This window comes from Neorhizobium huautlense, assembly GCF_030811685.1.
GTDB lineage: Bacteria > Pseudomonadota > Alphaproteobacteria > Rhizobiales > Rhizobiaceae > Neorhizobium > Neorhizobium huautlense_A.
Genome location: NZ_JAUSRF010000022.1, coordinates 52,863 through 73,392, shown reverse-complemented (window position 1 = coordinate 73,392; position 20,530 = coordinate 52,863). Strand labels below are relative to the sequence as shown.

General features: G+C 55.6%; 21 protein-coding genes and 3 pseudogenes. 12 read left to right on the top strand and 12 right to left on the bottom strand.

The window, feature by feature from the left end; translation table 11 throughout:
* Positions 1–69: 69 nt before the first annotated feature.
* Together tnpC and J2T09_RS24140 are read left to right on the top strand one after the other, a co-directional pair.
* Positions 70–1,656 (top strand): IS66 family transposase, encoded by a 1,587-nt coding sequence (tnpC, locus tag J2T09_RS24145; protein ID WP_306839416.1) that lies wholly within the window; start codon positions 70–72, stop codon positions 1,654–1,656.
* Between the two features lie 94 nt (positions 1,657–1,750).
* The gene (locus tag J2T09_RS24140) at positions 1,751–3,133 is read left to right on the top strand and encodes an IS1182 family transposase (protein WP_306839414.1); all 1,383 of its coding nucleotides are present in this window, start codon (positions 1,751–1,753) and stop codon (positions 3,131–3,133) included.
* A 368-nt stretch (positions 3,134–3,501) separates the two neighbouring features.
* Here the strand turns inward: J2T09_RS24140 and J2T09_RS24135 are convergent, their stop codons facing one another.
* Entirely contained in the window at positions 3,502–4,146 is a 645-nt protein-coding gene (locus J2T09_RS24135) for a putative quinol monooxygenase (protein ID WP_306839412.1), read from the bottom strand.
* 236 nt (positions 4,147–4,382) lie between these two features.
* On the opposite strand from J2T09_RS24135, the gene J2T09_RS24130 reads away from it, so the two are divergent.
* The 3 genes from J2T09_RS24130 to J2T09_RS24120 all read left to right on the top strand — a co-directional run bounded on the left by J2T09_RS24130 (position 4,383) and on the right by J2T09_RS24120 (position 6,905).
* Positions 4,383–5,255 carry a LysR family transcriptional regulator gene (locus tag J2T09_RS24130; protein WP_306839410.1) on the top strand — a complete coding sequence of 291 codons (873 nt, stop codon included), beginning with the start codon at positions 4,383–4,385 and terminating at the stop codon, positions 5,253–5,255.
* A gap of 102 nt (positions 5,256–5,357) precedes the next feature.
* Positions 5,358–6,239: a hypothetical protein gene (locus J2T09_RS24125; RefSeq protein ID WP_306839408.1), complete on the top strand. Its 882-nt coding sequence runs from the start codon at positions 5,358–5,360 to the stop codon at positions 6,237–6,239.
* 471 nt (positions 6,240–6,710) lie between these two features.
* On the top strand, positions 6,711–6,905 hold the full coding sequence (locus tag J2T09_RS24120) for a hypothetical protein (RefSeq protein ID WP_306839406.1): 195 nt from the start codon (positions 6,711–6,713) through the stop codon (positions 6,903–6,905).
* Between the two features lie 428 nt (positions 6,906–7,333).
* Here the strand turns inward: J2T09_RS24120 and J2T09_RS24115 are convergent, their stop codons facing one another.
* From J2T09_RS24115 to J2T09_RS24100, 5 genes are all read right to left on the bottom strand, one after another.
* Entirely contained in the window at positions 7,334–7,714 is a 381-nt protein-coding gene (locus J2T09_RS24115; protein WP_306839405.1) for a hypothetical protein, read from the bottom strand.
* A 60-nt stretch (positions 7,715–7,774) separates the two neighbouring features.
* Positions 7,775–7,978 carry a hypothetical protein gene (locus J2T09_RS24110; protein WP_306839403.1) on the bottom strand — a complete coding sequence of 68 codons (204 nt, stop codon included), beginning with the start codon at positions 7,976–7,978 and terminating at the stop codon, positions 7,775–7,777.
* Between the two features lie 177 nt (positions 7,979–8,155).
* Positions 8,156–8,335, bottom strand: a complete 180-nt coding sequence (locus J2T09_RS24105; RefSeq protein WP_306839401.1) for a hypothetical protein — start codon at positions 8,333–8,335, stop codon at positions 8,156–8,158.
* Positions 8,336–8,835: 500 nt separating this feature from the next.
* Positions 8,836–9,084 carry a DUF3253 domain-containing protein gene (locus J2T09_RS27665; protein WP_373458617.1) on the bottom strand — a complete coding sequence of 83 codons (249 nt, stop codon included), beginning with the start codon at positions 9,082–9,084 and terminating at the stop codon, positions 8,836–8,838.
* Positions 9,085–9,293: 209 nt separating this feature from the next.
* Positions 9,294–9,971: a YciE/YciF ferroxidase family protein gene (locus J2T09_RS24100; protein WP_306839398.1), complete on the bottom strand. Its 678-nt coding sequence runs from the start codon at positions 9,969–9,971 to the stop codon at positions 9,294–9,296.
* 274 nt (positions 9,972–10,245) lie between these two features.
* Between J2T09_RS24100 and J2T09_RS24095 the strand changes: the two genes are divergently transcribed.
* On the top strand, positions 10,246–11,010 hold the full coding sequence (locus J2T09_RS24095; RefSeq protein ID WP_306839396.1) for an EAL domain-containing protein: 765 nt from the start codon (positions 10,246–10,248) through the stop codon (positions 11,008–11,010).
* 120 nt (positions 11,011–11,130) lie between these two features.
* On the opposite strand, the gene J2T09_RS24090 is transcribed toward J2T09_RS24095, so the two are convergent.
* Positions 11,131–12,831, bottom strand: coding sequence for an FAD/NAD(P)-binding protein (locus J2T09_RS24090; protein WP_306839394.1), 1,701 nt, complete (start codon positions 12,829–12,831; stop codon positions 11,131–11,133).
* Positions 12,832–12,999: 168 nt separating this feature from the next.
* Here J2T09_RS24090 and J2T09_RS24085 point away from each other — a divergent pair, with 168 nt between their 5' ends.
* Positions 13,000–13,209: a hypothetical protein gene (locus J2T09_RS24085; RefSeq protein ID WP_306839392.1), complete on the top strand. Its 210-nt coding sequence runs from the start codon at positions 13,000–13,002 to the stop codon at positions 13,207–13,209.
* 45 nt (positions 13,210–13,254) lie between these two features.
* On the opposite strand, the pseudogene J2T09_RS27660 reads toward J2T09_RS24085, so the two are convergent.
* Positions 13,255–13,848 (bottom strand): annotated as a pseudogene (locus J2T09_RS27660) (DUF2461 family protein); the annotation flags it as partial.
* Positions 13,849–14,192: 344 nt separating this feature from the next.
* Between J2T09_RS27660 and J2T09_RS24080 the strand changes: the two are divergent.
* The gene (locus J2T09_RS24080; RefSeq protein ID WP_306839390.1) at positions 14,193–14,663 is read left to right on the top strand and encodes an Hsp20 family protein; all 471 of its coding nucleotides are present in this window, start codon (positions 14,193–14,195) and stop codon (positions 14,661–14,663) included.
* Positions 14,664–14,900: 237 nt separating this feature from the next.
* On the top strand, positions 14,901–15,155 hold the full coding sequence (locus tag J2T09_RS24075; protein ID WP_306839467.1) for a DUF982 domain-containing protein: 255 nt from the start codon (positions 14,901–14,903) through the stop codon (positions 15,153–15,155).
* 709 nt (positions 15,156–15,864) lie between these two features.
* Here J2T09_RS24075 and J2T09_RS24070 read toward each other — a convergent pair.
* Together J2T09_RS24070 and J2T09_RS24065 are read right to left on the bottom strand one after the other, a co-directional pair.
* Complete coding sequence (locus tag J2T09_RS24070; RefSeq protein ID WP_306839388.1) at positions 15,865–16,188, bottom strand: hypothetical protein; 324 nt, start codon at positions 16,186–16,188, stop codon at positions 15,865–15,867.
* Position 16,189: 1 nt separating this feature from the next.
* Positions 16,190–16,654 (bottom strand): annotated as a pseudogene (locus J2T09_RS24065) (Ku protein); the annotation flags it as partial.
* A gap of 81 nt (positions 16,655–16,735) precedes the next feature.
* Between J2T09_RS24065 and J2T09_RS24060 the strand changes: the two are divergent.
* Positions 16,736–18,274: an IS3 family transposase gene (locus tag J2T09_RS24060; protein WP_306839386.1), complete on the top strand. Its 1,539-nt coding sequence runs from the start codon at positions 16,736–16,738 to the stop codon at positions 18,272–18,274.
* A 57-nt stretch (positions 18,275–18,331) separates the two neighbouring features.
* Here the strand turns inward: J2T09_RS24060 and J2T09_RS24055 are convergent.
* A pseudogene (locus J2T09_RS24055) lies at positions 18,332–18,685 on the bottom strand (Ku protein); the annotation flags it as partial.
* Between the two features lie 12 nt (positions 18,686–18,697).
* A complete protein-coding gene (gene ku, locus J2T09_RS24050) occupies positions 18,698–19,603 on the bottom strand; it encodes a non-homologous end joining protein Ku (RefSeq protein ID WP_306839384.1) in 906 nt (301 codons plus the stop codon).
* A gap of 203 nt (positions 19,604–19,806) precedes the next feature.
* On the opposite strand from ku, the gene J2T09_RS24045 reads away from it, so the two are divergent.
* Together J2T09_RS24045 and J2T09_RS24040 are read left to right on the top strand one after the other, a co-directional pair.
* Positions 19,807–19,992, top strand: coding sequence for a hypothetical protein (locus J2T09_RS24045; RefSeq protein WP_306839381.1), 186 nt, complete (start codon positions 19,807–19,809; stop codon positions 19,990–19,992).
* 10 nt (positions 19,993–20,002) lie between these two features.
* A complete protein-coding gene (locus tag J2T09_RS24040) occupies positions 20,003–20,209 on the top strand; it encodes a hypothetical protein (RefSeq protein ID WP_306839379.1) in 207 nt (68 codons plus the stop codon).
* The last annotated feature ends 321 nt before the right edge of the window (positions 20,210–20,530 follow it).

Genomic DNA, 20,530 nt, shown 5'->3' with positions numbered 1-20,530 from the left:
CTGCGGCATGATGACTCAGCACCGCAAACTCAAGAGGCAAATCAGCTCAGGATTTGGTAGTTTCCGGCCATGCTTGATGCCGCCGACCTTCCCGATGATGTTGCTGCCCTGAAGGCGATGCTGATTGCGGCACAGGCACGCGAGGCGGCCAAGGACGTCGCGATAGCCAGCAAAGATGAGCACATCGCCCGCAAGGATGAGCGGATCGAGCGGCTTGAGAAGCTGGTCGCAGCGTTCAAGCAGGCAGCCTTCGGACGCAAATCCGAGAAGACCGATCCTGACCAATTCGATCTGGCGCTGGAAGACCTGGAGACGGCTATAGCCGTGATCCATGCCGAGGATGAGGCGGACGTTCCTGCAGGAAACAGGATTGCCAAGCCACGTGCGATCAATCGCGGCTCGCTTCCAAAACATCTTCCCCGTATCGAAGAGGTCATCGAGCCGGACAATCTGGTCTGCGCCTGCGGCGGTTGCCTGCATTGCATTGGCGAGGATGTCTCCGAGCGGTTGGACGTGATCCCGGCGCAGTTCCGTGTCATTGTCACTCATCGTCCCAAATATGCCTGCCGTGCCTGCACAGATGGCGTTGTTCAGGCCCCGGCTCCAGCACGGCTGATCCAGGCAGGGCTGCCGACGGAAGCGACCGTCGCCCATGTGCTGGTCTCCAAATATGCCGATCACCTTCCGCTCTATCGGCAGGCGCAGATCATAAGCCGCCAAGGCATCGATCTCGACCGCTACACGCTTGCCGACTGGGTCGGCCGGGCAGCCTATGAGCTGCGTCCCGTCTTCGATGCGTTGATCGCCGACCTGAAGCGCTCGACCAAGCTGTTCATGGACGAGACCCGTGCCCCGGTTCTCGATCCCGGCTCCCGCAAGACCAAGACCGGATACTTCTGGGCGCTGGCGCGTGATGATTGTGCATGGAATGGCGGCGCTCCGCCGGGCGTCGCCTTCACCTATGCGCCTGGTCGGGGAGGCATTCATGCCGAACGTATACTGCAGGGTTTCTCTGGCGTCCTGCAGGTGGATGGATATGCCGGATACAACAGGCTGATCGCACCAGAGCGTGTCGGCCCAGACATTCAGCTTGCCTATTGCTGGGCGCATGCTCGTCGCAAGCTGATGGAGATCACTCGCAATGGCTCAGCACCGATTGCCGAGGACGGCGTCGAGCGGATCGGCGAATTGTACCGCATCGAAGCCGAACTTCGGGGCCTTGATCCGGAGGGTCGCCTCGCCGGACGACAGGAACGATCAGCACCGCGTGTGGCAGACCTACAGACTTGGCTGATCCATCACCGTGCCCGCGTCGCAACGAAGTCGCCGCTCGGCGAGGCTTTGGCCTACATCGCCAAATACTGGGATGGTCTGAAGCTCTTCCTGACCGACGGCCGCATCGAGATCGACAACAACAGCGTCGAGCGAACCATCCGGCCGATTGCTCTCAATCGAAAGAATGCGCTTTTTGCCGGACATGATACCGGGGCAGAGAACTGGGCGATCATCGCCTCGCTGATCGAGACCTGCAAACTCAATGACGTTGATCCGCTGGCTTATCTGACCACGACGCTCACTGCCATCGTCAACGGCCACAAGCAGAGTTGCATCGATGAGCTTTTACCGTGGAATTATTCGGGACGAACCAACGGCTGAAGTCTGCTGTCGGCCGATACTGTTGAAAAAGTCGGCGTTGCTGTCGGTGTGAAGTTCTGATTCACTCCTTCTATGGATTTAGGAGGATGTGCCGATGATGGGCGAGCGGACGGTAGCGCAGGAAGCGCTGTTTTACGGGTTCAGCATCGAGCGTCATGTCCCGGCGAACCATCTTCTACGGTCTATCGACCGCTTCGTCGATCTGTCTGGCCTTCGGTCTCACTTGCGTCCTTTCTACAGCGAGATTGGGCGGCCCTCGATTGATCCGGAACTGATGATCCGCATGCTGATCGTCGGTTACTGCTTCGGCATCCGTTCGGAGCGCCGGCTGTGTGAGGAGGTACATCTGAACCTCGCCTATCGCTGGTTTTGCAGGCTCAACCTTGAAGGCGATGTCCCGGATCATTCGACCTTTTCCAAAAACAGACATGGCCGTTTCCGGGACAGCGATCTGCTGCGCGAGCTGTTCGAGACGACGGTCAGGCGTTGCCTCGAAGAGGGGCTTGTCGGTGGCGAAGGCTTCGCCGTTGATGCGAGCCTGATCAAGGCGGATGCCAACAAGCAACGCTCGGCAGAGGGGTCAGAGGCTGTCGACTGGGAAGCTATGGCCGAGACCCGTCGCTCGGTTCAGGAATATCTCGATACGCTCGATGACGCAGCATGGGGTGCGGCCAGCGAAGCAAAGCCGAAATTCGTATCGAGATCAGACCCGGCGGCGCAGTGGACCGGAGCAATGAAAGGCCATGCCTTCTTCGCGTACGCTACCAACTATCTGATTGATCTGGATAATGCCGTCATCGTTGATGTCGAGGCGAGCCGTGCGATCCGGCAGGCCGAAGTCGGCGCGGCACGCACCATGATTGAGCGCACTCAAGAAAGCTTCGGCCTCTATCCGGAGCGATTGGCCGCCGACAGTGCTTATGGTTCTGCAGAGATGTTGGGCTGGATGGTTCACGAACGCGGAATAGAGCCGCATATTCCCGTCTTTGATAAGTCAGAACGGCGTGATGGCACATTCGAACGCGCCGACTTTACCTATGACCACAAGCGCGATCTTTATACTTGCCCTGGTGGCAAGGAGTTACGCTCGCGACAGATCACCTACAAGAACGAACGTCCGCTCATCGATGAAGATGGCATGGTACGCTATCGGGCCAGCAAGTTCGACTGCGACGCCTGCGCCCTTAAACATCGATGCTGCCCGAACGCTCCAGCGCGCAAAATACCACGCTCCATCCATGAGGGCGCTCGCGATATGGCGCGCGATATCGCCAAGACCGAAGCCTATGTTACGTCGAGGCATCAGAGGAAAAAGGTCGAGATGCTTTTTGCCCACCTCAAACGCATCCTCAGACTGGATCGTCTGCGATTACGAGGGCCGAACGGAGCGCGTGATGAGTTCCACCTCGCAGCAGCAGCCCAAAACCTCCGGAAACTCGCAAAGCTGATCCCGCCACCAATGCCAAAACCGACGTGACAGTAAATACATCTCGACACGCCCCAACAACGGAAGCGTCCGAACAAGATTAGCACGCGCCTTTTTCAACGGTATCGGCCCTAAGCCGACATTGGGGACCGATAGCTGCGGGGCGGCTACGCGCCTTCATTCCGGTAGTTCCCGATTTGGAACCAAGCTCCCGTAAGCAGCCGTTTGCCTCGCTCGGCAGCAACGTCCTGATAGGGAGGAGGGCGGAAGTTCGGCTTGGATGACATGAAGGTCTGCAGAGCGGACGGAGCGGCTTTCGCTGCGATTACTCGAACGGCCGCTTTGGCGTGAATCTAAATTCAAACAGCAAAGCGCCCGATGGGTTGCACCGGGCACTTCTTTCTCAAGTCACCTCGAGATTACTTGGTAGCGAGGATGTCGAAATTGTGGACGTTTGCCACCACACCGTCGTCCCATCCGCCTGAGACCAATTCTGAAGCCTTTTCATTCAAGAGTCCGGCGACTTGTCCGGCAAAGTGCGCTTCGCGGCCAGAGTTGTCGGCAAAGATGTCGAAGATGGCGAAGTTGTTCTCGTCAATCTGCAGCGCCGCCCAGAACAATGTCTTGGGTTCGGTATCTGCGACGATGGGGCCGGCGGCGGTCAGCAAGGCTGCCAATTCGGGGCCTTTACCTGGAGTGGCTTCGAGCTTGATGTAAGTTGCGGTCGTTGCCGTGTAGAGATCAACCGGCGCCTTTACCGACAGGACATCGGAGTTGTTGATATTCGCGACAACACCGTCGTCCCATCCTCCGTCGATCAACGCGTCGGCGTTTTGGTTCAGAGCCGCAGCAACCGCTCCTGAGAAGTGAGCGTCGCGTGCCTCTTCATCTGCGAAGATGTCAAAGATTGCGAGCGTATCGTCGGCTTGCAAAGCAAACCAAAGTACAGTGCCCGGCTCTGTTTCTCCCACGATGGGTGCGGCACCAGCCAGAAACTCCGCAAAGGCAGCGGTCTGGCCTTCGGCGGCCGGCATGGCGATGTAGCTGGCAGTGTGATTTTCCATTGGGTTGTCCTTGTGCCGTTGCAGAAGTTGTGATCAGAGCCAGTGCGGCGCATGTCTGAAGGATTTGCACTTTCATGGTCGTCTCCTGATCTGAAGTGCACCGTGCTTGGTTTCGATGCACTCTTGTCCCATGCCGGATGCTTCGGACTCCAATTCCGAAATTCTATTCTTTGATAGACATGGGCTATCGAAGTTGTTTTGATGGCCTGAACCGAAATGTGACGGAGAATGCGGCGATGGAAATGAACCAGATCAGGTATTTTCTCGCTGTCTGCGAGCACCGGAACTTCACCCATGCGGCCAGTGCCTCCAATGTCTCCCAACCTTCCTTGACGACTGCGATCAAGAAACTTGAAGACGAGCTTGGAGGTGACCTGTTTGTCAGGGACCGTGCGGGATGCAGGCTTACGGCACTCGGAAAACTCATGCAGCCAAGGTTGCAGACGGTTCATGATGAGACGCGACAGGCTAAGGCCGAGGCGGTCCGTCATATGCGCTTGGAGCGGGTTCCAATCTCTGTCGGTATCGGCGAAACGATTGGCCACAACAGGATTTCGGCAGCTTTGGAGCGTACTCGTACGCGATTGCCGCAAGCCGAAATCGAACTGATCGTTGCGTCATCCTCCGAGCTTCTTGCTGGGTTGCGAGATGGTGAATTTGACGTTGTCGTCACAGCAGAGAAGGTCAGCGAAGACCTCTATCGCATAGATCATCTCTATGATGAGGACTACAAGGTAGTGGTGTCAAAGTCGCACCCGTTGTCTGAACTAGATGCGATTTCTCTTTCGACTCTTGCTAAAACTGACATGCTTGACCGGCTAAATTGCGAAATGCGGGATGCTTTGCATGCGACCTGCGCGAATCATGGTCACGAACTCTACGCGGCCTATCGGTCAAATCGCGTGGATTGGCTAGTTGAACTTGCTCGGCAAGGGTCAGGTGCGGTGATCCTGCCAGCCACCGCTATTCCTTCGGACATGGGCCTTGTGTCGAAACCCATCGATGGCCTTGAAATATCAAGAACTGTTTTGGCCCTTCGATATCGGCACCAAACGACGAGACCAGAGACAAATGATCTGATCCGTGAGATGACTCGCACGCCGGCGTAGTGAGGTCGGTCATCGACATTCGCCCATCGTGCAGCATTCGTCACTCTGGGGTCCGTGCTGCCTTTCACTGCGATGGACACGAACGGCAGCTAAGGGCCGAAAATGACGCCGCGCCTGTCAACGCGGAACGTCCGCTTTCCCGAGTTCGTTCCAACAAGGTGCCTGTCAGGTTACGGCCCCATTCCAGCCGGCACCCTCGAAGTGGTCCATGTCTCCTATTGGCGCATTCTTGCCGTCAGTGTTGTAGCGGAATTTTTCGGTAAGCCCAATCAAGCCTGGTCAATGTGCAAGGAAAACACCGCTTACGAGCAATCTGGTATGAGCAATCGATTGTTGATTCAAGGGATATTGGCTAAGCTGGCTTTCATTTCCAACAGGCGCCGAGAAAGTGCTACTTTTACACATGAGAAATTAATGCGGACGCTGATTACCTGTTTGGCTATCATGACTCTGACGACATCTGCACACGCGGATATTTTCGGTATATCAACAGGGCAGTCGCTGAATGATCTGAGCCCGCAGGACGTCGATGAAGGTATCCCGCGGGCTGGTATCGCGAGACGTTACAAAATCACGCCACCTAAACCGAATCCGTATTTTGTTCATTACGAAGTTTATGCATCTTCAGGTGCGGGCGTATGCGCGATCTACGCTTTGAGCGCAAATAGACCGGAAGCTGAGCTATCAAAGGCGCAAGGGGAATTCAATGAATTGAAAACCGTCCTCGATGCGAAGTATGGCGAAGGTAACGCGAGGATGGGTCTGGTTCTATTTATGGATCAAGCAACCAAAATTTTCGGCGTTCATACAGTTTCTTACGGAGCCAGTTGGTTCGGCGATATCAAAAAAATTGAGAAGAACTTGGCGCACCTATCACTTGTGTCTGTTCAAAATCCTGTTGGGGTCGGAGTTGTTTATGAGTTCGACAATTTCCACAAATGTGCAAACTCTCATGATGTGCCGATCACGGACGAAGGGCTTTAAGTATAGATAAGTGGATTGGTTGGCGAAGCGACCCACTCCTAGGACTATTCGACGGCTCACGAAGATTTTGAGAATGCACACCGTGCCGCGCGCGAATTCCTCGCTAAGTCGTGAAATGGCCCCTCTTTTCTGCGGCGGAGCATTCGAGTTTCATAAGCGCCATCAATGCGCGCACAGCGAGCCTCCTGGTAGTTTTCGTAATTTCGCCCACCCGTCAACGGTTCAATTCCTTTCAACCTACTATAGTAAAGCAGGACTAAGCCATATCCCGGTTCGCTCGGCATTGCTCGAACCACTTTGGAACGAGCCAAGGCCAGAGCGCTTTCTGCATTCTCTAAGTTTTCGAGCGAGGGGCTTGAAGTTGATTTCGACGACTCCATTTCCGCGCTGCCACGTATCTCGTTCGGCTGAAGGCTCGCGACTGGGCGAACCGGTGCGAGCTTTCTCAAATCTTTCATATCGAGACGCTTGATGATCACTGATGCCGAGTGGGTGCGCTACAGCGCGGTCGAGGAAACCGAGAGCGGATGGAGCGTTGTCGAGAACGCGACCGGCCTGGCTGTTCTTGTGGAGGGTGTTCCCATGGTTCTTCTGAGGAAAGATATCGCTTTCGCTCTGGTGCAAACCCTCAACGAGATTGTGATCAGCGGAAGGACTTTCCACTAATGGATTGCGGGAGATTGCTCGCTGTTGGTGCTACCGGGTGCATTAACATCCGCTGATGTGTGGCCTTCCAAAGCGACGTTGTCTACAGATGTGGCGTCACAACCGACCCCCTCGTACGTGACACTGGAAGGTCGGATGCCACCATTTGCCGACCTTCCACCCGTTCCTTTGCGCGGCTTTTTCCCCGGTAAATCTACGGTTGCATTAACGCTCGTTGGACTTTCGTGTCGTTAGATCTTCATGGTCGCCTAATGGAGTGCTTTCTTCTGCGGCGATGTGCATTGACCGGCTTGTGGACTCATCGAGTGCCTCGCGCTCTTCAGGAGGCAGGCACGCCCACCAGTTATCGAAAGCCGCTTCGTTTCTTTTCGTCATGGAGAACTCGATCGTCAGATTTTGTTCTCATTATGTTCTTGTTGGTTCAGGAGTCATTCATCCACGCGTCGGCCTGGCGCGTCTTCGTGAAGGCCATGCTTAAGCTTCAGCCATCGGCCGATATCTTCCATTATGACGCGGCGCCCATTTTCAGAGCGGAGCAGCGTCATCGCGCTGCCCTCGACGAACGCCTTGTTGGCATTTGATGGCCATATGCCGAGCGTCTGTTCGATTGCGACAGCGGCGCGCGTGGTCAGTCCGGCCGGGACCGGTCTTCCGGCCCGTGCTTCTACCATCCAGGTGTTGCCCCGTGCGATATTACTGGCGTGCTGGGCAGATATGCCGAAGCGAGCTGCCGTGACGGCGCTCGGTTCACCTGCCAGTTTCAGCACGGCTATGAGATAGTTACGTTCTGATCTTTCGAATTTTTCCATGCCGCGGTCTAATCCCGGCACACTTTTCTATCAAGTCGCAAAACTGCGAGTGATATTTGATCAGGTCGGCTGGCTCGCAAGCTTTCTCGCTGGCGGCGCATCGTCATTTGCCACATCATCTGATTTGAAAAGCGGTGTGTCTCCGAGCTCGCGCAGTTCATTGGCGAGCTTCATGAGTTCGCAGGCAATTGGCCCGAGCTCGGCTGGCTGGTTGTCCTGATCTGTCATGGCCGGGAACGTGTAGGATTCGATGACATGCGTCAATTGCAATTGCGTATATGGTTTGGCCGAGTTCGTTAGAAATGTCAAAAATCGCACGTCAGAGTATTAGCGGTTTGCCGATTACGTCATGATAGGACATTATTGCCAAACTCCGTGACCCGTCGCCAACTCCGGCTGCGGGTCATTTTTTGTGTCGGTTGGACTGCTCATCGGGTGAATTCAGCGATCTGATGCGAAGAAAAGGTTCTCGGCGGCTTTTGGCTGTTTGTAGACCCTCATAAAGACGTCGAGCTTAACTTTCGACGGCCCTGAGAGATTGAAAATCCGTTCGGCCTGATCTGTCTCCAAGTCGTAGGCTTCACTGAATTCTGCCAGCGTGTAATCCGTCGAATCTTTCATCTGCTCCTCCATTTTTTCTGGGCTAGGAATGCAGAAGCTGATACATGGTTCCATTGCGGAAGCGGCTCGACCTATGGGCTTCCGAATTTTACCGGAAGTCCGAAAGTTTGTGGGCGATAGGACTGAGTTCGCCCGATCTGTTGTATTGATCTGCCTAATCTGCGATAGCTAGTCACTTCCGGGATTTGAGGGACGCGTCAATGGCCATGACGTGGTGGAATGATGCGCACGGAGGCGGGATGTTTCCTTGGAACACATCTTCGTGGTGGGCATTTGGTCATGGCGAGAACGAAAGTCTTCAGGGAGTTGATCTTTTCGCCACGCCGCGCGTAGCACGCTTACTATGTTCCAACGTGGCCGACGTCATCGAGAAGATGGCTGGGGAAAGAGCTTCATGTCTCTGTAGTTGCGACACTAAAGCAGCGGGACGGGGGTTCGATCCGCTCAAGGTGAAAGACGCACCGTAGCCTTCCATTTGGCCTAAACCGACTGCTGAAAGATCAGCTCCGATTACCTATCCTGTACGGACCCGCCCGCTCTTTCTTCAAAACGGATTTCCAAGTGAGCGTAATATCGCCCCGAGCATTCAATGCATCAACAGCTTCATGGACGATTGGCATGTATTCCCGCCTCTCAAGAGGCCTGGTGTCATTGTTTGCGAGGGCGCGTGCTATTTCACTCGGGCACGTCGTGCCCTCACGCCGACTTGCAACGAAGCTCAATATTGCCGCCTCAGCATCTCGCTTCATAGCTTGATCACTCCGTCTCGATGATGAAGGCTGGTTATTCGAGTGGTTCGGGCTATTTCTCGGCCGCACCTGCTAGCACGCTTGTTGTCATGCGATAGGTAGACCCCGCCATCATGGACGCCACGATTTTTTCGTAAGTGGCAGACGTAACAATTTGAGGCTGGTCACCAAGCAGCGTGACCAGCCCCGTTTCGTCAATCCGCGATCGATTACTCGTCGTCGTACTCGGCGGCAGCAGCATTCACCGAATCTTCTGCGAGTTCCGTGAGACTGGCGTCCGCCGCCTTCTCCTGCGCCAGGATGTCGTCGATGTGCTGCTTGGCTTCATCTAAACCGAGCGCATCTGCAAAGGCGCGCATAGAGCCGTAACGAGTAATTTCATAATGCTCGATCGCCTGGCAGCTGAAGATGATCGCTGCGTCCGCTGCGACGCTGGATCCAAAGTCCTCGAGCAGGCTTTCGCTTTCCTCCAGGATGCCGTCGATCGCGTCACACTTTTCGGCCTTCGCGCGTTTACCGAGAAGCTCAAAAATTGCCTCGAGCTTCTCGATCTGGCCGGCGGTTTCCTCGCGATGCGAGGTCAGCGCTTCAACGAGTTCAGGATGATCTGCAGCCTTGATCATTTTCGGCAGCGATTTGTAGATCTTCTTTTCGGCATAATAGATATCGCCGAGAGCATGCTCGAATAGATCGGAGAGGCTCTTCTCATCCTTTGCCGAGGCACGGTCGGCTTTGCGCGTCGCAGACTTGGTTGCCACTGCCTGTGCACGCCTCTTGCGCGTCTCGGTGTTAGCTGCGGTACTTTTGGTGCCAGAGGCGCGCGAAGCTTTCTTCGCGGCGTTCTTCGAAGCTTTTTCTTCTTTGGCGGACTTATCGGTGGTGGCCATTCGTTCTCTCCCTAATAGCTGCCTTGTCGTGGCGGGACAGAACGACAGCCATTGCCATTAGTTCCTGAAAGATCTTGGAACCAGCAATGAGGAAATTTCACCAGAACTTGCTTTAGGTTTGCGGTCATAAAGATTATGCCGGCGCCCGCCGGTGGGGCCACAGGGCTTTGTACGGTTCCAGACGCTTTCCTTGCAATCGGACATCGTTGTCGGTCGCTTCACACTCCGTTAGTTGCTCCGATCGATAGTCGCCCCCCGTAACGTGGAGTGTGATATGGCTAATGGGTGCGAAGGATGCAGGCGCGGAGACGATTTCGCTCTTCCCTTCTCGATGGCGTTCCAGCCGATCGTCGATGTATCTCGGCGAGAGATATACGCGTTTGAAGCCCTTGTCCGCGGCATCAATGGCGAAGGAGCTGGGAGTGTGCTCGGCAATGTCGATGCAGGCAATCGGTATGCATTCGACCAGCAATGTCGAGTGAAGGCCATCGAGTTGGCAGCGGGTCTTTATTCACCCGAAGACGACATCAAGCTTTCCATCAATTTCATGCCGAACGCTGTCTACGAGCCGCGAGCCTGTATCCGATTGACCTTGGCGACCGCTGAGCGCGTGAAATTTCCGCTTGACCGAATAATATTCGAATTCACCGAGACCGAAGCGCTCGACACCGACCATGTTCTTGGCATTTTGCAAACCTATCGAGACATCGGGTTCAAAACGGCGATAGACGATTTTGGGGCCGGCCATGCCGGTCTAGGTCTGCTAACGAAATTTCAGCCCGACATCGTCAAGCTCGATATGGATCTTATCCGCGGAATTGATGTCAGCAAGGTCAAGCGTACGGTCGTTGCTCACACTCTGGCAATGCTTGCCGACCTCGGTATCCTGCCGGTCTGCGAAGGCGTCGAGACAGCCGCAGAATTGATCGTGCTCCAAGATTTGGGTGTCGAGCTGATGCAGGGCTACCATTTGGCGAGACCAGCCTTTGAGCAGTTTATCATTCCCGAGGTGGTAGCAGGCCGTGAACGCGCGGCGTGATCAGCCGTGCTCGTGCACTATCCCATCAGGACCTCTGCCGGTCGATTTCCGGCTGGGTTTTTCGGCAAAAATGCTGATCGATCAGGTTTGGGCCCGCAACTTGGCCGGTCCTGGTCTAACCTAATCGGTAAGTGACAAAACCTTTGCGGATGTGGGCACCCCCTTCGGCCGCCTCCTGGTACGACGCAACCGCGTCACGTCGTCCTTGATCGCTTCGCCAACGATTTTGCCAAGCTCAGCGGCGCTGGTAATGCCCTGTATGAAGGGTCGCTTGTGCAGAAGATACGATACGGCCGGGATAAATAGTCGGCGGGCAGCAGCTATCCCCCTCACGGCTGGCCGACAGCGCGCATCAACATCGATACCGCCCGTCCTTACGTGGTTGCCGCGAGCAGTAAGCGTCTTCGCTTCTCTTATCAGGCCCTGATCTACAAGCGTCGGGAATAAGCTCTCGTCAGCAGACAGGCTTTGCTGCCCTGTCGCATCAATAAAGGTTTGAAAATAGCGCGAGCCAGCCGGCAGATGAACCGACGCTCCGCGATCGATACTGTCCGTCGAGATCTGGCTTTCATCGCCGAGTGCAAGGATGGACAGTTTGCCGGCCGCGTGAAGGGCCAATAGGCGCTCGATCGACAAATGCGGAACGGTTGCATACTCGTCGGCAAAAATTCCCTTGAACGATCGGTTGAAACGATGCAGGTCGTCAGCGTTCAGGTAGGACACTGCCGTTTCGATGATTTCGTGGGTGATCAGGATCGCGTAGCGCCAAGGCACGGTGTATTGCCGTCTGTAGTTGTTTTTCGCCTCAATGAGGTTGCGCTCAGCCCAAATGAACGGGTCCACCTGGTCCCTTTGTCCGTAGTAAGCTGCAGCGAAAGTGTCGACCGTCAGCCCATCTAGACCGATCAGTGCCGCGTACTGCGGATCAGCGTCAAGGATCTCTGCTCTGAACAGATCGAAGATATCATCCAGCAGTCCACTTGCGCCCAGTGCACAGCGTTCATCGACCGCCTCGCGCGTGCAGATGCGGGGCGCTTCATAGGGAATAGGAAAATAAAAATCGGCTTCAGGGAGCAGACCCTTTCTCGACATCATCACCGCCGAGAAATTCTCGCAACCATCATGCGGCGAATAGATCAGTTTTCCGTCGGTACCGCGCCGAAACGCGCCAAAATCGGTGGCCACCGTGACAACCGCATCAATAGCGCTCAGTGACGTGCCAAGAATCCCCACTGGTCCGCATGGTACAGATTTAAGTTTCTCAGCGGGCCAAGGTGCACTGAAATACCCCGGTGAGGTTTCGGGATCGGTAGGAAAATTATGGCCTGTCGCCGCCACTACGAAGTCAAAAACCTCTCTCTCCTCACGTCCATTGATCGACCGGACTAGCTCAAACTGGCTGTTCACCATAGCCACGTCCGTGACGCGACAGCTTTCGACAACGGTGATGTCGTGCCGACGCTGCTCGCCTTCCGCGACGATGCTCTTAAACTGAGTCCGGAAAAAATCTCCCAACACGACCCTTGGGTAAAACGATCGATCGTTGATCTCGCCACGCACGAGGTCGAACTCACTCAGATACTCGTCAGTCGTTCCTCGAAGCCAATCCACCAGCGTCTCGGGAAGTGTCGGAATTTCCACGCTCGGAATATTCGACAGCATGACCGGATCATTGAAACCGTATTGGTAGGGTGTCCCTTTTCCGGCAACAGCAGACGCTTCATAAATTGAAATCGAGAGCGGCAGGGGACATGAGATTAATTCTTGCAGGGCATATATGGCGGTCGGGCCGGAGCCCACAATTGCAACGCTTTTGTGCATAGATGACTCCAAGCGCCACATCGTGTGGCGCAGCGACAAAACGCTTTTGGCGAAGCCTCGTTCCCGTTTCGACCCGGTACGTTACCGGACCAAATTTACCAGATTGGAGATCTTTTCCGGCCATTGGGCGTTGTAGATCTGTCATAGAAATACAGAAAGGACAAAGAGATGACTGACGAAAAAGCAGCTTGTGTCGAATGCGCCTTTTTTGAAGATCATGGAACCGAGAAGCAGCACACGGACGACGGCGGTCTCTGTCGGTACAGTCCGCCGGTAACGCAGCCTGATGCTAACGAGCGAGGCCTGTGGCCGGTTGTCGCACAGAGTGACTGGTGCGGTCATTTCCGGCCTGAGCACAGTCACCAAGCCCGGATCTAGGTAACAAAGGGCGGCTTCGGCCGCCCTTTGATTTCGTTCTCCACGCTAGGAGTAGGCTTTGACTGATGGCTCTGGTAGCCGAGATGTGGAGCGATTAATGTAATCCACCAAGGGGCGAGCTGCGGCAAAGGATCTAATTGATTCATCTATGAGCCGTGGAGATGTCAGCAACTCAGAGGAAATGCTTCGACAGGCACCAAAGTGCCTGAGACTGAAAAAATTCAAAGCGTCGTGATTGTAGGCATACCCCGTCGAGGTCGAATACCCGTCACTTAAGCCGTGGGGAAAATACCTTGCAAAGACTGGTCCCTCCACGATAGTCCGCCATTTGCCGGTGTGGCTCGCGATCGTCTGTCGCAGGATCCTCGCTAGCCTCGGTGCAAGCTTAAGTGCGCCGCCCCCACAAAATAAGGTGCCGGACGATACATTCAGAAAGTATGTCGCGCCGGCATTTTTAGATGCGGAAACGCGCATCGCGATCAGCGCGTTTCCCTTTGACATCCGCGCCTTAGCCAGGCATCTCCTCGGATCCGGATTGTTCTGGATAATCCTCGGATCGATTACACCCCCTTCTGAAATTAGCGATCTGGTCAACTGCAGCAAATCCTCCTGAGCTTGCTTCAGGCGGTAATGGTTGTCCTTAAGCCATTCATCGCTCTAGTTGTCGGATGCGTCCGAAAGATATTGAAGGGTGGCATTGTTGATCATGCTGCTTTCGGTTTCCAATATTGCACGAAGGTTTTCGATTAGAACAAAAAGTGAACAAATATGTGGCGACAACGCGCTGGCGCGCAACGTGTTACGCGGGCTTAGCCGCGGAGCTGGTAGGCGTGTAAGGTTGCAAAAAAATGCATTGCAGGTCTTGAACGATGAAAACGCGAAATTAAATCGTTCGCCGTCGGCAGCCCAGAAAGGGGGCCGAAGAGCTGGGGACGCGGAGCTTCCGCTCCCCTTTTCCATGTTGCTTTACGGAGGATATGGTTATGAGAACTGATCTCGATTTTGCACCCTTGTATCGGTCGAGCGTTGGCTTCGACCGCGTCTTCAATCTCCTCAACAATGCTCAGCGTCTCCATGCCGTCGATAGCTGGCCACTCTATGACATCGTCAAGACCGGCGAGAACGACTATCGCATCGAAATGGCAGTCGCCGGCTTCGGTGAGGAAGATCTCGATATCACCCAGGAACGCAACGTCCTGATAGTCAAAGGCCAGAAGGCCGAAACGAAGGACGGCGAATACTTGCATCGCGGCATTGCCGGTCGTGGCTTCGAGCGCAAGTTCGAACTGGCCGATCATGTCCGGGTCGAAGACGCGTCGCTCGCCAACGGTCTGCTGCGTGTGACCCTGAAGCGGGAAATCCCCGAGGCGATGAAGCCACGCAAGATTGCCATCGGTGGTGCTACGTTTCAGAACGAGCCGCTTCAGCTTGAAGCAGATCGTCAGGTCGCTTAATCGGGCGCTTTCCATAAAGTCGCGTGTGAAACCGTTCACCGTTGAGGTAAGGAGACGCAGACGCCTGAAGCGAAAAGCCAGTGTTCGTGAGGCGTTCAAGGAGTTGCTGCGCAAATTCGAGAGCACCTCGCCTCAGGCAAAGCCTATACGTTGAAAGAAGGGCCGGTCCGGAAGGGCCGGCCTCCACTGTTCGACCATTCGAGCCGAGGAAAAAGGAGGATCACCATCGCGCTCGCTGTGTTCGACAAACCACTTTATGCTCAGCGCCGGTACTTCGTTCAGGAGATCACCGGCCTTGATGATGTCTTTGATTTCCTCGACGAGTGGCCGCAGGAAAAGCGCGACTTGGCCTATGAAACGCTTACGCGATACTGTCGCGAAGCAGCTGGCGTTCGTTGGCCCATCTCCGCTGCGCGCGAGAATTTCCAGCGGTTCCTGCAGCGGCATGGCAAGCTTGCTTCAGACGGCGGCGCGAGCCTGGGGGGTATTTGATCGCCCACTGGCAAGCCAGCATTTTGGCCGCGTGCGGTATCCGCAAAGTCTTGCAATCGGCTATGAAGCTTTGCGACTGACCCTACTCTGCATACGTTAAGGCACGTAGTTTAGGTTCAGCAATACGGATCGGTTATGTGTGGGCGCTTCACCAATGAGATGACCTGGGCCGAAATCCACGCGCTGTACAGTATCCATAATTCGCCTCCCCCGGCGTCGAACATGCGGCCCCAATACAACATTGCGCCGACGCAGAGCGCCGGAAGTTATCTTATCGGCCCGGCGACAGATCCTCGAACGACCGCATCTGTGTCGGCGCCAGCCCAGGGTGAGCCGGGAAATCTCGGCGTTCCCTCTAACCCGTCGGGCGGGTCAAAACCCTAAGGCAACCGCGCCAACCGTTCGAACCATTCCCGATATGGCGTGTTTATGGCAAGCTTTCGATTGAAGTCTGGCTCACCATCGGTCCACAAAACCGGGCCACGCTCCCCCAGGGCGATTTTCGCGGCGTCCACGCGCTGGCGAGCAATCTTCATCCTCTCGACATCGACCTTCGCGTCCTTGACAGCCCGACGTGCAGCCATCAGCTCCGAGACCAGCGCCTGTCGGTCGGGCTCCGATAAATTTGGGTTGCTGAGCCGCCAAAGCCGACCCCTCACGACCATATATCGGCCGTCCGACGTACGAGGGAATGAAGGTCGCTGGCTGCTCAAGCGTTATCCAACGCCCGCGAACTATGGTGTATCGAGCCACGCGATGCTCGGACAGCGAGGACGTCGCTTTCGCGCACCCAGACCTTTCCGTCCACATCCTCGCCTCGGCGAATGCTTGCTGCCGCGAGGTCGCGATAAAATTCGACATAGCGGACGAGCCGCTTCAACGATTTCTCTGGTGGAGCCGCTGTCGCCTTCATCGCTTCGCACGTGACGATGACCAACCAGACGGATGAGCCGTCGGTGACGGCGATCTGCCCGTTCTCGAAATAAATGAACGGCGCGGGTTCACACAGATGGATCTCAGTTTCTTCCTGCATGTTAGCTGGCCTTTTTCTTTTTGGGATCCGCTTCAATGCTCTTCCGTAGAGCGTCCATGATGTTCACCACATTCGAAGCTGGTGCAGCATCCGCTTTTTTGCCTTTTGCGGCCTTCTTCGGCCTCAACTGCTTTTTCTTTTGCTCGATCAGTTTGAGCAGGCTCTCCTGGATTGGGTCGCCGACCATGTCCGGCGACCAGCGCGTCGTCTTTTGCTTGATCAGCTTCTGAACGAGAGGGATCAGCTCCTTGTCGGCATCCGCCTCGATATCCTCGAAGTAGTTCTCTTCGGGTCGAACCTCGTCGCCAAATCGCAACGACCAGAGGACAATGCCGTCGTCGCGCGGTTCGAGGACAACGGCCCGCTCGCGGCGGCCGATCACCAGCTTCGAAATGCCCACGACCTTGTCGGCCTTCATGGCATCCCGGATGACGGCAAAGGCTTCGTGTCCGACCGGATCATCCGGCTGTTGGTTTCCACGCAGAACTGAGCCGGTTAGGCGCATAAGGGGGTGCGGACGAAAACTTGGACCACCAGGAGGTAGTTCATGTATTCCTACGCAGACAGACTTCGAGCATTTGAACTCTACATCCGGCTTGGCAAGCGGCTTAACGCTACCATTCGCCAGCTGGGATATCCCACCAAGAATGCGCTGAGGGGCTGGCACCGCGAGTACGTACAGCATCTCGACCTGCGTACTCAGCCGGTAGCGCGAGCGCCAAAATATTCCGAGGCTCAGAGACAGGCGGCGCTTGAGCACTATCGCACTCATGACCGTTGCATCTCTGCGACGATGAGGGAACTTGGCTATCCCGGACGAGGGACACTGACCGCATGGGTTCGGGAGGCATTTCCCGAGACCCGAACATCGTTGGTCGGGCGATCGTGGCACCCTGGCTATTCCGACGAGATCCGGCAAGCGGGGGTCACCGGACTATGCAGTGGAGATGAAAGCGCTCAACAGGTCGCTGACCGGCTGGGCGTCTCGCGGCCAACATTGTACAGCTGGAAGGACCAGCTTCTCGGTCATGAGGCCCCATCATCCATGAAACGCCGCAAAGCAAAATCCAAGGTGCCTGAGCGTGAGGAGCTCGAGCGACAGCTTGAAGCTCTCCAGCGTGATGTTCGCCAGTTGCAACTCGAGCATGATCTCCTGAAGAAGGCCAATGAACTCATAAAAAAAGACCTGGGCGTCGATCTGCAGATCCTAAGTAATCGGGAGAAGACACAGCTGATTGACGCCCTTAAGGAAGCTTATCGCTTGCCTGAACTACTCGCCCAGCTGCGAATTGCCCGCAGCTCCTATTCTTACCATCGCACGCGCATTTGTCTGGCAGACAAGTATGCGGCGGTCCGGCACAGCCTTGCGGAAATCTTTGAAGAAAACCGTCGTTGCTATGGTTATCGCAGACTGCAGGCGTCGCTGGCCAGGCAGAGCGTAATAATCTCGGAAAAGGTTGTGCAGCGGTTGATGAAGCAGGAGCAGTTGGTCGTCGCCAGACCGCGTCGACGGCGTTTTGGATCATATCTGGGAGAAATCAGTCCGGCACCCGAAAACCTGATCAATCGGGACTTCCATGCAGAAGCGCCGAACGTGAAATGGCTTACAGACATCACCGAGTTCCAGATCCCAGCCGGGAAGGTGTACCTTTCTCCTATCATCGACTGCTTCGACGGGATGGTCATCAGTTGGTCGATTGGAACGCAACCAGATGCGGGTCTGGTCAATACCATGCTGGACGCCGCCATCGAGACTGTGACCGACGCTGCGGAACGGCCAATTGTCCATTCCGATCGCGGAGCCCATTATCGCTGGCCCGGTTGGCTCACACGGATTAGCGATGCTAAATTGGTTCGCTCGATGTCCCGAATGGGCTGCTCACAAGACAACGCCGCGTGCGAAGGGTTCTTCGGACGGCTGAAAACGGAACTCTTCTATCCACGAGATTGGAAGGCCATCACAATCGAACAGTTCGTCGCCGAGGTCGATGCTTATATTCGCTGGTACAACGAAAAGCGTATCAAGCTATCGTTGGGATCGCTCAGCCCGGTCGAATATCGTAAGAGCCTCGGCCTGAACTTATAAAGCAGTCCAACTTTTTATCCGCACCCCCACCGGCTCAATTCTGCGCGGAAACCAACAATCCGGCATCAGGTAGTGGGGCTTTTCCAGATAGACCCACTCGATACTGTCGGCGGGTGCGAACTTGTCGATATTGATGGTCTTCACCGTATCAAGCGCCACCGCATCAAGATCGTCGTCGGTCAAAATGACATAATCGTTCTCGCCACGCGCATAGCCCTTAGCCTCTTTGTCGTCCCTGACTGGCTTGCCGGTGACCGAGTCGATGTACTGGGAGACGACCCGGTTGCCGGTTTCTTTGTTCAGCGTATGAAACCGGACCTTTTCCGCCTCCGACGTGGCCGGCATCATCGACACCGGGCAGGTGACGAGAGAGAGTTTGAGATAGCCTTTCCAATAGGGGCGAAGTACCATGATCTCGTCTCCTCACCCTGCCTTGCGCTGCGGGGCAGCTTTTGAAGCGGCGGACCCCTTGGCCGCCCCGCGCGCGGCGCGCTGCCTGCCAGCACCTTTATTGGCATTGGCTGCAGTGCGTTTCGGTTTGTCGTCCTTGGATTTGCCGAGACCGGCGCTCTCGCGCAGTGCGGCCAGAAGGTCGTTCGGCTTGGACACCTCGACCTTCTTACGTTTGGGCAACGCCTTGCCTTCCATCTTGGCTTTCACCAGCTCGGCGAGTGCGGCTTCGTAACGGTGATCAAAGGCCGCCGGATCGAAGTCGCCTTTCTTCGTCGCGATAATGTGCTTGGCTAGATCAAGCATCTCGCCCTGGATCGTGATCTTCGGCATCTCCTCAAACGCCTTCTTCGACGAGCGGACCTCGTAATCATAGTTCAGTGTCGTGGCGATCAGCCCTTTGCCGTGCGGGCGAATAAGGACCGTGCGCATCCGCCGGAAGAGCACGGTTCTTGCGATCGCGGCGACCTTGGACTTGCGCATGCCGTCTCTCAGCGCAGCAAATGCATCCGTGCCCATCTTGTCCGGAGTGAGATAGTATGGCTTGTCGAAGTAGACATCGTCGACATCGGAGCAGGGGATGAAGGCTTCGACCTCCAGTGTCTTGTTGCTCTCAGGAATGGTGGCGGCCACCTCATCAGGGTCGATGATGATGTATTGGCCATTCTCGATCTCGAAGCCTTTGGTCTGGGCTTCCTTCGGCACCGGCTCTTCCGTGTCACTGTCGATAAACACGCGGTTGACCCGGTTTCCGGTCGCGGTGTTGATCGTATTGAAGGTGATCCGCTCGGAGGTCGAGGCGGCGGTGTAAAGCGCTACGCCACACGACACCTCGCCAAACTTGATAAAACCTTTCCACTGAGCACGCTGACCGGCCATTTCGGACTCCTCGCACAGGACGCAACCTGTGCGATTCAACTGCGTCATCCGCGACTCAGTTCCGATTCCAAAAATGAATCATTTTCAATGGCTTGATTCAATTTTCCACCGCAACCATGAGATTCAAATCAAGCCTCTGGATTCGATGCATGTTTTCGTGCGCGCGCGAATTATTCGCTTATCGCAACCGAAGGAGAATTCAGATGTCGAAGAGAGAGCTGATCGCTACCGGGACAGACAAACGCTACGTTCGTCGTGATGAAAAAGGCCAATTCAAGGAGAGTGTCGACGTCGGTCGATCGCTTTCAGCCGACAAGCGACAGAAGGCCGAAACGGTTGCTAAACCGGGTGAGGGCGATAAGGGCGATCATCACCCGGCCAAGCATTGAGGGCACCACCATGAACAGTATCGCCGGCGACGTTCGTCTCAAGCTCGAACAACTCGTCGATCACTACGTAACTGCCGGATCGAAAACGCCCGAGGTGATTGCTACCGTGGAGAATGAGCTGACAGATATGCGGCGCGCGTACAGCGAAGATCCAGATCCTGCCGATGCGCCGGGTGAGATTGACGAACCGGCGAATGACTGGCCGGAGGCAACCTGACCGCCATGCCCAGATATGCGAATTGAGCATGGCTGTTCTGTTTCATCGCTTATTTTCGAAGCAGGTCCGGGTGGGGTACTTAATCTCCAACGAAGCAACGCACCTCCTCCCGCGAAGCTTCGTCATTCAGGTGACCTACTCCTCCTTCCAAGGGCACCTGACAGAATGGCGGCATCCTCCTCCCAGTCGCCGTTCACATCATTCGAAAAGCCTGCCGCACCTCCTCCCGCGGCAGGCTTTTTCGTATTGGGGCTTATCCGCGATGTTGAAGACGGCTGCGCTATCCTGAAGCTCCCGTCCTTCGAAAGAGAAAAGGCAGAG

What these genes read in the sequence shown, in the direction of transcription:
- J2T09_RS24130 (WP_306839410.1), top strand. Translation starts at nt 4,383, where the DNA reads ATGGAAATGAACCAGATCAGGTATTTTCTCGCTGTCTGCGAGCACCGG.
- J2T09_RS24125 (WP_306839408.1), top strand. Translation starts at nt 5,358, where the DNA reads ATGACGCCGCGCCTGTCAACGCGGAACGTCCGCTTTCCCGAGTTCGTT.
- J2T09_RS24105 (WP_306839401.1), bottom strand. Translation starts at nt 8,335, where the DNA reads ATGAAAGATTCGACGGATTACACGCTGGCAGAATTCAGTGAAGCCTAC.
- J2T09_RS24120 (WP_306839406.1), top strand. Translation starts at nt 6,711, where the DNA reads ATGATCACTGATGCCGAGTGGGTGCGCTACAGCGCGGTCGAGGAAACC.
- J2T09_RS24060 (WP_306839386.1), top strand. Translation starts at nt 16,736, where the DNA reads ATGTATTCCTACGCAGACAGACTTCGAGCATTTGAACTCTACATCCGG.
- J2T09_RS24070 (WP_306839388.1), bottom strand. Translation starts at nt 16,188, where the DNA reads ATGCAGGAAGAAACTGAGATCCATCTGTGTGAACCCGCGCCGTTCATT.
- J2T09_RS24085 (WP_306839392.1), top strand. Translation starts at nt 13,000, where the DNA reads ATGACTGACGAAAAAGCAGCTTGTGTCGAATGCGCCTTTTTTGAAGAT.
- J2T09_RS24040 (WP_306839379.1), top strand. Translation starts at nt 20,003, where the DNA reads ATGAACAGTATCGCCGGCGACGTTCGTCTCAAGCTCGAACAACTCGTC.
- tnpC (WP_306839416.1), top strand. Translation starts at nt 70, where the DNA reads ATGCTTGATGCCGCCGACCTTCCCGATGATGTTGCTGCCCTGAAGGCG.
- ku (WP_306839384.1), bottom strand. Translation starts at nt 19,603, where the DNA reads ATGGCCGGTCAGCGTGCTCAGTGGAAAGGTTTTATCAAGTTTGGCGAG.
- J2T09_RS24115 (WP_306839405.1), bottom strand. Translation starts at nt 7,714, where the DNA reads ATGGAAAAATTCGAAAGATCAGAACGTAACTATCTCATAGCCGTGCTG.
- J2T09_RS24135 (WP_306839412.1), bottom strand. Translation starts at nt 4,146, where the DNA reads ATGGAAAATCACACTGCCAGCTACATCGCCATGCCGGCCGCCGAAGGC.
- J2T09_RS24095 (WP_306839396.1), top strand. Translation starts at nt 10,246, where the DNA reads ATGGCTAATGGGTGCGAAGGATGCAGGCGCGGAGACGATTTCGCTCTT.
- J2T09_RS24045 (WP_306839381.1), top strand. Translation starts at nt 19,807, where the DNA reads ATGTCGAAGAGAGAGCTGATCGCTACCGGGACAGACAAACGCTACGTT.
- J2T09_RS24100 (WP_306839398.1), bottom strand. Translation starts at nt 9,971, where the DNA reads ATGGCCACCACCGATAAGTCCGCCAAAGAAGAAAAAGCTTCGAAGAAC.
- J2T09_RS24090 (WP_306839394.1), bottom strand. Translation starts at nt 12,831, where the DNA reads ATGCACAAAAGCGTTGCAATTGTGGGCTCCGGCCCGACCGCCATATAT.
- J2T09_RS24080 (WP_306839390.1), top strand. Translation starts at nt 14,193, where the DNA reads ATGAGAACTGATCTCGATTTTGCACCCTTGTATCGGTCGAGCGTTGGC.
- J2T09_RS27665 (WP_373458617.1), bottom strand. Translation starts at nt 9,084, where the DNA reads ATGAAGCGAGATGCTGAGGCGGCAATATTGAGCTTCGTTGCAAGTCGG.
- J2T09_RS24140 (WP_306839414.1), top strand. Translation starts at nt 1,751, where the DNA reads ATGATGGGCGAGCGGACGGTAGCGCAGGAAGCGCTGTTTTACGGGTTC.